Origin of the sequence: Paenibacillus sp. 1182 (assembly GCF_017833915.1) — a bacterium.
GTDB lineage: Bacteria > Bacillota > Bacilli > Paenibacillales > Paenibacillaceae > Paenibacillus > Paenibacillus polymyxa_D.
On record NZ_JAFICR010000007.1, the window covers coordinates 102021 to 115051 of the forward strand.

13 protein-coding genes are annotated in these 13031 nt (G+C 46.0%); 4 read left to right on the forward strand and 9 right to left on the reverse strand.

Annotated features, from left to right (window positions below):
• Positions 1-77 precede the first annotated feature (77 nt).
• Genes JOD82_RS15515 through JOD82_RS15530 form a run of 4 tightly spaced genes read right to left on the reverse strand, consistent with a single transcriptional unit; the run spans position 78 to position 3647 of the window.
• Positions 78-965 carry a metal ABC transporter permease gene (locus JOD82_RS15515; RefSeq protein WP_069012197.1) on the reverse strand — a complete coding sequence of 296 codons (888 nt, stop codon included), beginning with the start codon at positions 963-965 and terminating at the stop codon, positions 78-80.
• Positions 962-1891 carry a metal ABC transporter permease gene (locus JOD82_RS15520; RefSeq protein WP_069012198.1) on the reverse strand — a complete coding sequence of 310 codons (930 nt, stop codon included), beginning with the start codon at positions 1889-1891 and terminating at the stop codon, positions 962-964. Before JOD82_RS15520 ends, JOD82_RS15515 begins: the two co-directional genes overlap by 4 nt.
• A 5-nt stretch (positions 1892-1896) precedes the next feature.
• Positions 1897-2661 carry a metal ABC transporter ATP-binding protein gene (locus JOD82_RS15525; protein WP_069012199.1) on the reverse strand — a complete coding sequence of 255 codons (765 nt, stop codon included), beginning with the start codon at positions 2659-2661 and terminating at the stop codon, positions 1897-1899.
• Between the two features lie 14 nt (positions 2662-2675).
• Positions 2676-3647: a metal ABC transporter solute-binding protein, Zn/Mn family gene (locus JOD82_RS15530; RefSeq protein WP_069012200.1), complete on the reverse strand. Its 972-nt coding sequence runs from the start codon at positions 3645-3647 to the stop codon at positions 2676-2678.
• A gap of 238 nt (positions 3648-3885) precedes the next feature.
• Here JOD82_RS15530 and JOD82_RS15535 point away from each other — a divergent pair, with 238 nt between their 5' ends.
• Positions 3886-4662 (forward strand): DUF3153 domain-containing protein, encoded by a 777-nt coding sequence (locus tag JOD82_RS15535; protein ID WP_049816931.1) that lies wholly within the window; start codon positions 3886-3888, stop codon positions 4660-4662.
• 8 nt (positions 4663-4670) lie between these two features.
• Here the strand turns inward: JOD82_RS15535 and JOD82_RS15540 are convergent, their stop codons facing one another.
• From JOD82_RS15540 to JOD82_RS15550, 3 genes are all read right to left on the reverse strand, one after another.
• Positions 4671-5096 (reverse strand): thiol-disulfide oxidoreductase DCC family protein, encoded by a 426-nt coding sequence (locus tag JOD82_RS15540; RefSeq protein ID WP_069012201.1) that lies wholly within the window; start codon positions 5094-5096, stop codon positions 4671-4673.
• Between the two features lie 128 nt (positions 5097-5224).
• Entirely contained in the window at positions 5225-5551 is a 327-nt protein-coding gene (locus JOD82_RS15545; RefSeq protein ID WP_013309265.1) for a hypothetical protein, read from the reverse strand.
• 123 nt (positions 5552-5674) lie between these two features.
• Positions 5675-6094, reverse strand: coding sequence for an organic hydroperoxide resistance protein (locus JOD82_RS15550; RefSeq protein ID WP_013309264.1), 420 nt, complete (start codon positions 6092-6094; stop codon positions 5675-5677).
• Between the two features lie 585 nt (positions 6095-6679).
• On the opposite strand from JOD82_RS15550, the gene JOD82_RS15555 reads away from it, so the two are divergent.
• The 3 genes from JOD82_RS15555 to JOD82_RS15565 all read left to right on the forward strand — a co-directional run bounded on the left by JOD82_RS15555 (position 6680) and on the right by JOD82_RS15565 (position 10143).
• Positions 6680-7999, forward strand: a complete 1320-nt coding sequence (locus JOD82_RS15555; protein WP_069012202.1) for an Nramp family divalent metal transporter — start codon at positions 6680-6682, stop codon at positions 7997-7999.
• 388 nt (positions 8000-8387) lie between these two features.
• Positions 8388-8930 (forward strand): PadR family transcriptional regulator, encoded by a 543-nt coding sequence (locus JOD82_RS15560; protein ID WP_069012203.1) that lies wholly within the window; start codon positions 8388-8390, stop codon positions 8928-8930.
• Between the two features lie 13 nt (positions 8931-8943).
• Positions 8944-10143: an MFS transporter gene (locus tag JOD82_RS15565; RefSeq protein ID WP_069012204.1), complete on the forward strand. Its 1200-nt coding sequence runs from the start codon at positions 8944-8946 to the stop codon at positions 10141-10143.
• Between the two features lie 99 nt (positions 10144-10242).
• Here the strand turns inward: JOD82_RS15565 and kdpC are convergent, their stop codons facing one another.
• Positions 10243-10971 carry a potassium-transporting ATPase subunit KdpC gene (kdpC, locus tag JOD82_RS15570; protein ID WP_069012205.1) on the reverse strand — a complete coding sequence of 243 codons (729 nt, stop codon included), beginning with the start codon at positions 10969-10971 and terminating at the stop codon, positions 10243-10245.
• Positions 10972-10990: 19 nt separating this feature from the next.
• On the reverse strand, positions 10991-13021 hold the full coding sequence (gene kdpB / locus JOD82_RS15575) for a potassium-transporting ATPase subunit KdpB (RefSeq protein ID WP_029516352.1): 2031 nt from the start codon (positions 13019-13021) through the stop codon (positions 10991-10993).
• Between the last annotated feature and the right edge of the window lie 10 nt (positions 13022-13031).

The window sequence follows — 13031 nt, forward strand, 5'->3', positions numbered from 1 at the left end:
AAAAAAACGTGCATTCAGGTCTCCTATGCCTGAATGCACGCTATTTTGGGTAACTCATATGGGATCACTTCCTACAATCACTTGCTATCTTCGCCAACGATCCCCCGTTGTTGAATTAACTTTTGCCATACCACACCATGAGACGGGGAAAAGAGAAAAGCCAAAAGCAGCAACACACCCGATACACACAGCATACATGCCGCAATAGAAGCATCCAATACACTTGCTGTGTAAAAGCCTGCGACCGAGCTGATGGCTCCAAGTCCGACACTGTATACAATCATACGGGACAACTTCTCCGTCAGCAAATAAGCGGTAAGAGGCGGTACAACGAGCATGCCAACCACCAGAATTGCGCCCACGCTCTCAAATGACGCCACCGTCGTTAATGAGACGAGACTCATCAGCAGATAATGAAAAAAAACAACTGGAATGCCTAATGAAGCTGCCAAAGCGGGATCGAAGGAAGTAATTTTAAATTGCTTGAAAAAGCCCCCTATCACGAGCAAATTGATCAAAAACATCGCACCCGTAATCCACACAGCCCTCGGACCGACATCAAAGCCAGCTATCTCTAACGTATTCCACGGCACATAAGCAATTTCCCCATATAAAACGTGATCCATATCCAGATGGGCATTGGAAGCAAACACGCTGATCAGCAAAACACCGATAGCAAACAATGTCGTAAACACCACGCCAATGGCAGCATCACTTTGCAGACCGCTTTGTTGGAACAGCTGAATCAGGTACACCGTTAGAAGACCCAGCACTGCCGCACCAAACATCATCCACACCGAATCTCTCGATCCGCTGATGAGAAAGGCAATGACAATCCCCGGCAGTACCGCATGACTGATTGCATCACCGATCATAGCCATTTTTCGGAGCACAAGAAAGCACCCAACGATACTACATCCCCCTGCCACTAACATTCCCGTCAAAATTACATAAAATGAACTCATAGGGCACGCTCCTCCCTTGGCTGTGTTCCGACTGTCAGCTCCAGATTTTTCCTGGCGTTCAACCGAACGATAGCCTTGGAGATCATCCCGCGCTGCGGCGCAAAAATCAAGCTCATTCCAAACACCACAGTCGCACACAACACACATAACGGTCCTGTAGGCAGATTTTGCCCCAGAGAGCTAATGAGCGTCCCACCAAGCCCCGCTATAGCACCAAACAAGCCTGATAAACACACCATGACACCCAGCTTCTCTGTCCAGTATCTTGCCGACACTGCCGGGGTAATCAGCAAGGCAGCCATCATTATGACTCCCACGGCCTGAATGCCAGCAACCACCGCAATGACAATCAATAGCATCAACAACTTATCCAGCCAACCTGCCGGAAAACCAAGTCCGCGCGCAAAGCCAGGGTCAAAGCTGAGCAGCTTAAATTCCTTGAAAAATAATATACATATTCCGATGAGTACCACTGAAATTACCGCCATCGTATAGACATCAGACAATACCATTGCCGCAGCTTGACCAAATAGAAATTTGTCCAATCCACTTTGGTTTCCTGCGCCACTATGCTGAATTTCGGTCAACAACATAATGCCAAAGCCAAAAAATACCGACAGCACCGCTGCAATCGCCGAATCGCTTTTAATTCGCGAATACCGGGTTAACGCACTGATGGCAAAGGTCGCAACAATCCCTGCAATGGCGGCCCCAATCATAAATCCAAACACAGATTTTGTACCTATGATCATAAAAGCCACACATACCCCCGGCAAAGCCGCATGTGCCAAAGCATCTCCCATGAGCGACTGCTTGCGCAAATACATAAAACTGCCAATCACCCCGCTGCTTAAACCGAGCAAAATGCAGCCCAGCAAAATCCACTGCATGTTTGGATCGGTCAAAAGCGCTGCCAAGCTTGTCATACTGCTCACCTCACTCCAAGTATCGTGCCGGAATCCGGGCCTGTTTTGAGTATACTCAGACGCCCGCCATACGTACGCTGCAGATTTTCCTCGGTAAAAATATCTGTCGTCTCTCCAAACGCCATAAGATGCCCGTTCAACAGCATAACCTGATCAAAATAATCCGTGACTGTAGATAAATCATGATGAACGACAAGCACGGTTTTACCCTGCTGTTTCAAATCGTTGAGCAATGAAATAATGGCTTTTTCCGTTGCAGCGTCCACACCGACGAACGGTTCATCCATAAAATAAAGCTGAGCGTCCTGCGCGAGTGCTCTGGCTAAAAAAACACGTTGTTGCTGGCCGCCAGACAATTGACTAATCTGTCTGTCTGCACATTGGCTCATTCCAACTTTGTCCAAACTCTCCATTGCAGCCTGACGATCTGCTGCTCCCGGACGCTTAAACCAGCCCAATCTGCCATACCGTCCCATCAAAACCACATCCAATGCGTTCGTCGGAAAATCCCAATCCACCGACTCCCGCTGTGGTACATAGCCAACCTTAAGCAGCTGTTGCTTATAGGGCTTGCCGTAAACTAGCACCTCGCCCCTAAGCTTTGGAATCAATCCAAGCGTTGCCTTGATCAGTGTAGATTTCCCAGCCCCGTTCGGGCCGATAATACCAATCAGCTTGCCTTCCGGCACCTCAAAGGAAACATCGAACAAAACGGGCTTTTTTTGATAAGCTACCGATAAATCACGAACGACAAGTGGTGAATGCCCCATGTATCTCTGCCTCCTTATTTAAGAGCTTTAACAATCGTATTGACGTTATGCTTGACCATTCCGATATATGTTCCATTTTCTGTGCCCTCTTCACCCATGGCATCCGAATACAGCTCGCCACCAACCTCAATTGTATGACCTTGCTGAGCGGCCCCCTGAATAACCGCATCTATGGCCTTTCTCGGAACACTAGATTCTACGAATATGGCCTTGATTTTATGCTCCACCAAATAATCTCGCAGCTTGGTCACATCTTGAGAACCCGCTTCTGATTCTGTGCTCATACCTTGAAGTCCTCTCACTTGAATGTGGTAGGCATCTCCGAAATAGCCGAAAGCATCATGTGCCGTGACAAGCACGCGCTGGGCTTCCGGTATACTGGCAATCTGCTCTCTCGTGTAATCATCCAGCTCTCGCAGCTCAGTAAGATAGGCTTCTGCGTTGGCCTTATATTCCTCCGCATGAACAGCGTCTAGCGCCGACAATTCATCTCTGACGGTTTCTACTGCAGACATCCAATTCTGTACGTTAAACCAGATATGTGGATCATGCTCAGATCCCATTTCCGGGCTACCTGCACGCAACTGATCCTGTGCGATGTTTTTGGACACGGGTATGACGGGTTTTTGCTTGCTGATTTTCTCCAGAATGTCCTGCATTTTTCCTTCCAGATGCAATCCGTTATAAAAAATAACGTCGGCCTGATCCAGCTTGCGCATATCTCCCTGTGAAGCCTTGTACAAATGCGGGTCAACGCCTGACTTCATAATTCCCGTGACCTCCACATAATTACCGCCGACCTTGCCGACAATGTCAGAGATCATACCGATGGTAGCCGTAGCCTTTATTTTTTGTCCCGTCTCTCTCGCACTTCCCTGCTCCTTCTTCTTAGCATCGGTACATGCAGTCGCTAGAACCAGAGCTAGAGACAATACTCCAACTGTCGTTACCCAGCGCGGCAAAGCCTTCTTAAACTGCTTTTTCATGTTTTAAAATCCTCCTTTGAATTTCGTTTTGGGACAAACTATTTCCTTGATTCAATTATTTTTTATCAATACTATATTTTAGAGTATACACTAAAGTTTTTACCTAGGGAAACATTTTGTGAAATATAATTCTTCTTATGTATTTCGTTATACCGTTCGATTTTCGTTCTCCCAATGTGTAATATATAGAAGATATCCAATCGTTAAACCAAAGAATACATATAAAGAGGTGTAGGTCATGAAGCCAATAGGGTACAGCCCATATCGGAACAAACGTCGGCAAGTTCGGATACGAAAAATACTGCTCATTTTTATGCTGGTATGCTGTCTGCTTGCCCTAACTTCCTGTGCTCGAGGTGACATCCATGTAGATGTTCATCTCGATCAAAGTGTAGATATGGATGCGACGTTCAGCGTAAACAACCAGACACTGATGATGTTGGACAATCCCGGGGTGCTAGATCAATTAGTCAAGCGTATTCAAAGCAACAATGTAGATGTACAGCCGCTAGCTGAACAGGGAAGAAAGGGATATCAAATCAAGGGGCATTATCAAGGAGATTGGAGCACAAACAAAAAAAATCCCAGTCAGGGATTACATCTACCTGAGGGATTAGAAATAAAGCGCGCTGTGAGCCAACATTTTTTCACAACGAATATTGATCTTACCATGAAGCTCGATCTACCACGGATGCTTCCTGAAGAAGCTCAAGGACTGAGTGACAAATTTAAGCAAATGAATGTGTTTGCGCGCAAATTACTGGAGCGGCAGCTGGATCTTAACTTCAGCCTATCCTTACCCATCCAACCTGCTACCCATAATGCGGACCGTGTGTCGGAAGACGGAAAAACACTGTACTGGAACATTGCTCCATTGGAATCTAACGAGCTAAAATTGTCTGTTAACGTGCCCAATGTACGACATATCATGTATGTAGCTGTTACGAGCCTGATATTGATCGTGATCGCTGTGATCTTACTAATTCGTAGACATCGCTCCAAAAAAGAAACTTAAAAAAGAAACTAAAAAAATCGTTGTCTAATTTCTGGTGGGGGGATCAGACATTGATCCTCTTCATCCTTGCCAAACCAACGATATCGGTTACGCGCCACCCAGTTATAGACTGCGTTGCGCACAAAGCGGGGTACCAGGATGAAACCATAGGCCAGCGGGTATGGAAAACGAAGACGTTTGGCAATTCGCAAAGCCGCGGTGGACCTTGTATAATACGTACCGTCTTCAATCAGCACGAACGTATCCAGCTGATCCGCAGATAGTCCTCCTGCACGTAATAGTTCTTGTCCTGCCTCGGATTGCAGGGAACCAAAATGAAATTTCCCTTTAGGGTCACGCTTGATAATAAAGCGGACTGCTCCCTGACAAAAGTGGCATACCCCATCCACCAACACAATGGAGTAATCTGAATGAGCATGATCAGACTGGTTCATATAGCATTTCACCTCCAGGAAATCAACGGCATGAATACAATCAACGCAACCATATGAATATAAACAAAAAAACGCCGAAATTATCCGACGCTTGTTTAGAAATGTATAGTCTTTACCTGTTCGAAAAACTAGCTCAATGCTTTCTCAAACAGCTGTTTCGTATTAATTTGCTCTAAAAACTCCTCATGGAACTTATCCATACACTTGCAGATAAAATCCTTATGGCATACCGGGCAAGGCGTCGTTAGCAGTCGACTAATATTCGTCAAGGTCCACTCCGGATGACGTTGAGAAAAAACGCGGCACTCCGTTCCATCGGCCAAACTCATTTTAAACTCATAAAGCCCTTCTTTTTCGTTGCTGCCAGCCAGCGTGAAATTAACAATATTCGGTCTGTAAGACATCATATCACCCGTATTTTTCAAATTTGTTTCGTACCTGATGACCAGAATCACCTAAGCCATCTTAATGAATTTTGGCGATGATGTCAAATGGTCGTGAATCTCAGCGAATCAAGATCTATGTGCAAAAGCCCCCGATAAATCGGCGGCCAGAGTGTAGAAGTTATAGAAATGCAGTCAAATGACATTAAGCTCGACATCAATGTTACCGCGTGTTGCTTTGGAGTACGGACAAAAATCATGCGCTTGGCGTGCCAAATCTTCGGCCTGGGCGCGTTCAATACCGGGTATTTTCACATCCAGACGTACCGCCAGCTGGAAGCCGCCATCGCTTGGATCCTTGCCGATAGATACGTGGCTAGTGACCTCAACATTGTCCACCTTCACCTTAGCCTTCCGGGCCACATTAGCCAATGCGCTCTCATAGCAGGCACCATAGCCTGCCGCAAACAATTGCTCTGGATTCGTAGCTTCTCCACCTGCGCCACCCAGTTCCTTCGGCGTGCTGAGCTTATGCTTCAAAACTCCATCGGATGAAGCGACTGAACCGTCTCTTCCACCATGTACCGTTGCTGATGCTGTGTATAATGCTTCCATGTTTTCATCTCTCCTTCACTATATCTTTTGCATTCCGCAGGAACCTATCGTCATGTTAATACATGATTTCCTTCTCGTATGTACTTTAAACGAACTACATAAAATGAATCATTTGAAATATGGATGTAAACTAGTACATTTACCGTTTAGTTCCACCCCACCATGTTTACACTATATGTTATAGGCTCCTACTTGGGCCGTCTACATTGAACAACCATCTCCACCAGTCGTTTAATTTTCGGGGACAGAATAAGGTAAGACCATTTCATAATCCTACCCATTCGATGGGGTAACCCTGTCGCACGCGAGAAAAAAATTAATAAAATATGGAACGGGCGTTCACCCGGAAGATGGACAACAATTTAAAAAATCCAAAACGACCAAGCCGCTCCCCTCAGAGCGATATAGCTTGGTTTTTCTATGGTTCAGCTTATACGATGGCCATATTGCTTCAAAAATACGATTAACTTGCTTGACCACACAAAAGTTGTACTAGACAAAAACTATTGGGAGTGTACAATAGGGATAACACAATCGTTATGTCACTAATAATATATTTTAACATCCATAAAGAAGGTGAAGCGTATGAAAAATATAAAGGGCAACTTCGCGGAAATCGCTTCACTGTCGGAAGTGAATCGTTCCTTGAGCATCCCAAAAGACGGGACCTGGTTTCGGAAGTTTCTTGCCTTTGCTGGACCCGGCTATATGGTCGCAGTCGGCTATATGGACCCCGGCAACTGGGCCACAGACATCGCTGGCGGATCAAAATTCGGCTACACGTTGCTTAGTGTCATTCTAATCTCCAACCTGATGGCCATCCTGCTGCAAGCCTTATCTGGCAAGCTTGGCATTGCCACAGGTAAAGATTTGGCTCAAATGTGCCGTGATGCCTACAGTCGTCCTGTCGCGATCGGCTTATGGCTCTTGTGCGAAATTGCCATAGCAGCCATGGATTTAGCCGAGGTCATCGGTTCAGCCATTGCGCTGAAGTTGCTGTTTGGTCTACCGTTACTATACGGAGTTATCATTACCGCATTTGATGTTATGCTCATTTTACTGCTGCAAAACAAAGGCTTTCGGGCATTGGAAACCCTCGTCATTGTACTGATGGCGACGATTGCCGGCTGTTTTGGCATTAATCTCATTTTGGCACAACCGGAATGGGGCGGCGTATTGGGTGGCTTTGTACCAGACTCGCAAATTTTGACGAATCCAAGCATGCTGTATATTGCTATCGGTATTATGGGTGCTACCGTAATGCCGCATAACCTGTATCTGCATTCTTCTATTGTACAAACTCGCAAATTTGAGCAGACTTCAGCAGGTAAACGGGAAGCTATTACATTTGCAACTTGGGATTCCAGTATAGCGCTGATGTTCGCATTATTTATTAATGCCGCCATCTTGATCGTGGCAGCTGCTGTATTCCATACGGCAGGAAGAACAGATGTAGCCGAAATTAGCGATGCCTACTATCTGCTTTCGCCCCTACTGGGAACCACACTGGCGAGCATACTATTTGGGGTAGCGTTACTCGCCTCAGGGCAAAATTCAACCGTAACAGGCACTTTAGCCGGGCAAATCGTGATGGAGGGCTTTTTGAATCTTCGTCTTTCACCTTGGTTGCGTCGTCTGGTGACCCGCCTCATCGCGATCATTCCAGCGGTCATCGTCACTGCCATCGCAGGTGAAAAAGGTGCGGAGGAACTGCTTGTGCTGAGCCAGGTCATCCTGTCCATCCAGCTTCCCTTTGCCATCATTCCATTACTGCTCTTTACCAGCGACAAAAAGATTATGGGCGAATTCGCAAATAAAATGTGGCAAAAAGTACTAACCTGGCTCGTGACCGCAGTCATTATCATCTTGAATGTAGTACTCATCATCCAAACGATTTCAGGTTGAACAATAATGCTTACAGACGCCTAGCTACACCCAAAACAGGAGATATCCAAAACGCCATAAAAGGCGTAGTGATATCTCTTTTCTTTATGCTTAGCTCCGCATTCTTTTCCACAAATCTAACATCAAGCATGCTCTCATGATCTCCTTACCCGACACGGATCGAATATTCCCGAGTTGTAGAGCGCTCCCCTTACTTACGAACCCTGTTCGTATTGCTTTTCAAAAGCTCTTTTTAACTTCAAAAGTCATATTACCAATTTTCAATTGTATGTCTATTCATTTAAGTAAAATTCTTTACTTCCTTAGTTTGTAATGCTACAGTAAAATCACAATACTAAATGTTTAGTATTAAAAGTTTATTATTAAACTATATGGAGGAGATATTATCTTGAGTACAACACGTGTGATGGTTCTTGGGCTCTTGCTGCAATATGGAGCAATGTCAGGATACGAAATACAACAGAAAATGCAATCAGCACAAACGGATAAATGGGCTTATGTGCAACCAGCTTCCATATATCATGCCTTAAAAAAAATGGATTCAGAAGGAATTGTACAGCTAGAAACGTTAGAACAGACAGGGAACCGGTCCAAAGCTATATATGCTATCACGGAGGCTGGAAAAAGTGAGTTTAGTCGGCTTTTAATCGAATCATTTAAGGAATCTTCTGTTGTATTTCCAACAGCACTGTACACAGCTTTAACTTTTATGAATGAGGCTGGGCTCCATGAAATTGAGGAAGCTTTAAGTTTCCAGCAGCAAGCCATCGAAAAAATCTATAAAGAAATGAAACTAGGGCAAGAACAAAAAGCTGAACTTATGGATATCCCTGTAAACGTTATGTTAATTTTCAGAAATATTTATGATCAATGTGAGCTTCAATTAAAATTTGTCAAACAAATTAAAGAGGAAATCAGAAGAAATTTATGAGGAGGATGTAATAATGAAACTGAGTAAAGGAGCACAAAATAAGCAAAAAGCTGCACTAATGGTTGTCGGATTAGCTGTATTCATTGATATGTTAATCTATGGATTAGTCGTTCCCATTTTGCCAAGGTATGCAGATTCTTTGGGCGCAACTCAAACTGAAATCGGATTTTTATTCAGCAGTTATGCAATCGCATTATTTATAGCTACACCTGTTTTTGGCCTATTAACGGATCGGATTGGGAGAAAGACACCTCTATTATGGGGGTTAATTGGACTCATAGCCTCCACTTTAATGTTTGCCATAGCCCACACTTTCTGGCTACTTGTAGTGGCACGCGCTCTTCAGGGAATAGCAGCCGCAATGACCTGGACAGCAGGACTCGCTCTCTTGGCTGATCTATACCCTTCTGAAGAACGTGGTAAAGCTATGGGCTTGGCATTATCCGGTCAAGCCGCCGGAACCCTTCTCGGACCGACAATTGGCGGTTGGTTGTATCAATGGGGAAGTTACCAGCTTCCTTTTTACTTTGCCATCTCCTTGGCCGTCATCGATGCTGTACTTCGACTAATTCTCCTGCATGATATTCCGGAAGCGAAAAATGAAAAGTATATTTCCCCTTTCTCGTTCATGAAAAATAAAGATTTGCTTTTGGTTATTGGAGTGGTGATTATCGGCGCATCCATCCCAAGCGTACTTGAGCCAACATTACCGTTACACCTACAGCACAAATTTAGCGCTAACCCAGGAATTATTGGATTATTATTTGCTATTCCCACGCTTGCTTATGGCCTGGCAACACCTTTTATAGGACAGTTTTCTAGTAAAATCGGCTATAAAAACGGAATTCTCCTCGGTCTACTTATGGTATCCATCGCACTTCCTCTAACTGCACTTCCAGCAATATTATCGCTTCAAGCTGTTATTTTAGCTATTTTAGGGGTTAGCATGGGTATGGTCCTTGCTCCCTGCTTACCTCAACTTGCTGATATCTCTCAACGAAGTGGAATTCATTCTTATGGAATTACTTTTGCACTCTATAACACGGCATACTCGATTGGCCTAATGATCGGCCCTATTTTGAGCAGTACTCTCACGGATCTAATGAATATTAAGTTCTCTTATTTAATCATAGGCATTATTGTATTTATATACATGTTCGTACTCGCTTCAACCTTAAGGAAAGCCAAAAATTCATATCCCCATAAGAAATAAAACATTTTATTACATATTTTTACACCACAGAGCATTCCAGTCCCTGAAAAAAAGGTATCCCTCAAGCTTATCGCTCAGGAATACCTTTTTTTGATCCATCTATGGCTTGACATGCTCTACTTTCATTTGCGCCTCAAGCGCGAGATTCAGCTTGAGCACGTTGACACGCGGCTCGCCGAACACGCCGGCGCTGCGGCCTTCTGTCTGCTCCTGCACCAGTGCTCTCAGTTGATCCTGCGGGATACCCGTCAAGCCGCTAATGCGCGGAATTTGCACCCATGCAGCCTGTGGCGAGATGTGTGGGTCCAGACCGGAGCCGGAGTTCGTAATCAGGTCCACCGGAACCTGACTAACAGGCACATCCGGGTTATGCTTCTGCCAATCCGCAATAGAGTCCTTGACTCGCTGTATCAAGGCCGGATTCGACGGTGCGTAGTTACTAGAGCCTGAACCAACCCCATTATAATCAACGCTCGATACCCGACCTTGAAAAAACGCCGAATCAGTGAAAGACTGCCCAATCAGTTCGGAGCCGACCACCCGCTCCTCCGCGTCACGAAGCATACTGCCGTTTGCTTGCTGCGGAAACAGAACCTGCGCTATTCCTGTACTGGCTAGCGGATATGCCAAACCGCACAAGAGAATCATCAGCACCGAAGTTCGCAAAGCCACTCCAATAACTGTACTTCCTCGCATCTCTTGTCTCTCCGGTTTTCCTTCCGACACAGTCCCGGTCCCTGTATGTTTGTTATGACCTTGTCCGCCAGATTCAGCTTTTTCGTGTGCAGCAAATCTGCGTCCAGACATCATCCGATAAAAACCACTCATGTCGTTCACCCTTTCTGCGCTAAATCCACAAATGCACCAGCAAATCAATGGCCTTTATACCGACAAACGGTACGACCATACCGCCCAGACCGTAAATCAGCAAATTCCGTCCCAGCAGGCGATCCGAGCTCATCGGCTTATACTTCACGCCCTTCATGGCCAGCGGAATCAAAAGCGGAATAATAACCGCGTTAAAGATCAACGCCGACAAAATAGCGGACAGCGGGGAGCCAAGCCCCATGACGTTCAAAGCGCCCATTTGTGGAATGGCTAGCATGAACATCGCCGGGATGATGGCAAAATATTTGGCAACATCGTTCGCAATGCTGAACGTTGTCAATGCTCCGCGCGTCATAAGCAGCTGCTTGCCGATCGCGACCACCTCAATAATTTTGGACGGATCGGAATCCAAGTCCACCATATTAGCCGCTTCTTTGGCCGCGACTGTGCCGCTATTCATGGCAAGACCTACATCGGCTTGCGCCAACGCAGGTGCATCATTGGTGCCGTCTCCAGTCATGGCAACCAGCTTACCCTGTTCCTGCTCACGTCGGATAACCGCGATTTTGTCCTCCGGCTTGCTCTCAGCTACAAAGTCGTCCACACCCGCTTCTCGAGCAATTGTAGCTGCTGTCAGCGGATTATCTCCGGTACACATGATCGTACGGATACCCATTTCCCGGAGCTGATCAAACCGTTCCTTCATGCCTGGCTTCACTGTATCCTTTAAATAAATAATACCGTATATCTGATCATCTAGCGCGACTGCCAACGGTGTACCTCCTTCAGAGGCTACCTGATTCGCTTTTTCCTCCAGATCGGCTGGAACACTGCCATTTTGCGATACGATCCATTGCCGAACGGAATCCACTGCGCCCTTGCGTACCTTTCGTCCATCGGCCAGATCCAGACCACTCATCCGGGTCTCCGCCTTGAATTCGATAAAGGTTCCACCTGCCGCCAAGGATTCATCCAACGTATGCTCCTGTTTGCGCATCAACTCGAGAACCGAGCGACCCTCTGGCGTCTCATCCTTCATAGAGCTAGTCGCTGCCCACTTCACTAGCTCTGCCTTCTCCACGCCCTCTACAGGCACGAATTCACTCGCCATCCGGTTCCCGAAGGTGATTGTACCTGTTTTATCCAGAATCATCGTGTTGATATCCCCAGAAGCTTCTACCGCCTTGCCTGACATGGCTAGCACATTAAACTGGGTGACCCGGTCCATACCGGCAATCCCGATGGCTGACAACAGTCCTCCAATCGTGGTTGGAATCAGACAGACTAGCAACGAAATCAGCACAGGAACAGGCAAATCAATGTTAAAATGACGGGCAATCGGCGCTAGCGTAACCACCACAATTAGAAAAATAATCGTCAAGCTAATCAGCAAAGTGTTCAGCGCAATCTCATTCGGCGTTTTTTGCCGCTGAGCGCCTTCCACGAGCGAAATCATTTTATCAATAAATGTCTCGCCCGGCTCTGTCGTAATCCGCACCTTAATCCGGTCACTAACCACTCGCGTTCCGCCGGTTACCGAGCAAAAATCACCACCCGATTCCTTGATGACCGGAGCCGATTCTCCCGTAATTGCAGATTCATCCACCGAAGCCAAACCTTCAATGACCTCACCATCGCTTGGAATCATTTCACCCTGGGAGACAATAACTACGTCCCCCTTACGCAACTCGGTTGAGCTAACCACCTGAATGTCATTTCCGACGAGCTTGTTAGCTTGCGTGTCCTGCTTGGATTTTTTTAAAGAGGCAGCTTGTGCCTTACCCCGCCCCTCCGCGAGCGCTTCGGCAAAGTTGGCAAAAAGCAACGTAAACAACAGAATAACAAACACGGCCAGGTTAAAGCCTATTTCCTTGTCAGTTCCAAAATAACCGGGAAACAGTAACATTAGCAGCACGACCAATGTACCGATCTCCACGACGAACATGACAGGATTTTTCATCATCATCATCGGATTTAATTTTATAAAGCTATCCTTGATCGCATGCTTCAAGATGCTTCTGTCCAGCATGTGTTTGCGTTGTTCCTTCATGGTCAAACAC

What these genes read in the sequence shown, in the direction of transcription:
- JOD82_RS15515 (WP_069012197.1), bottom strand. Translation starts at nt 965, where the DNA reads ATGAGTTCATTTTATGTAATTTTGACGGGAATGTTAGTGGCAGGGGGA.
- JOD82_RS15520 (WP_069012198.1), bottom strand. Translation starts at nt 1,891, where the DNA reads ATGACAAGCTTGGCAGCGCTTTTGACCGATCCAAACATGCAGTGGATT.
- JOD82_RS15525 (WP_069012199.1), bottom strand. Translation starts at nt 2,661, where the DNA reads ATGGGGCATTCACCACTTGTCGTTCGTGATTTATCGGTAGCTTATCAA.
- JOD82_RS15530 (WP_069012200.1), bottom strand. Translation starts at nt 3,647, where the DNA reads ATGAAAAAGCAGTTTAAGAAGGCTTTGCCGCGCTGGGTAACGACAGTT.
- JOD82_RS15535 (WP_049816931.1), top strand. Translation starts at nt 3,886, where the DNA reads ATGAAGCCAATAGGGTACAGCCCATATCGGAACAAACGTCGGCAAGTT.
- JOD82_RS15540 (WP_069012201.1), bottom strand. Translation starts at nt 5,096, where the DNA reads ATGAACCAGTCTGATCATGCTCATTCAGATTACTCCATTGTGTTGGTG.
- JOD82_RS15550 (WP_013309264.1), bottom strand. Translation starts at nt 6,094, where the DNA reads ATGGAAGCATTATACACAGCATCAGCAACGGTACATGGTGGAAGAGAC.
- JOD82_RS15555 (WP_069012202.1), top strand. Translation starts at nt 6,680, where the DNA reads ATGAAAAATATAAAGGGCAACTTCGCGGAAATCGCTTCACTGTCGGAA.
- JOD82_RS15565 (WP_069012204.1), top strand. Translation starts at nt 8,944, where the DNA reads ATGAAACTGAGTAAAGGAGCACAAAATAAGCAAAAAGCTGCACTAATG.
- kdpC (WP_069012205.1), bottom strand. Translation starts at nt 10,971, where the DNA reads ATGAGTGGTTTTTATCGGATGATGTCTGGACGCAGATTTGCTGCACAC.
- kdpB (WP_029516352.1), bottom strand. Translation starts at nt 13,021, where the DNA reads ATGAAGGAACAACGCAAACACATGCTGGACAGAAGCATCTTGAAGCAT.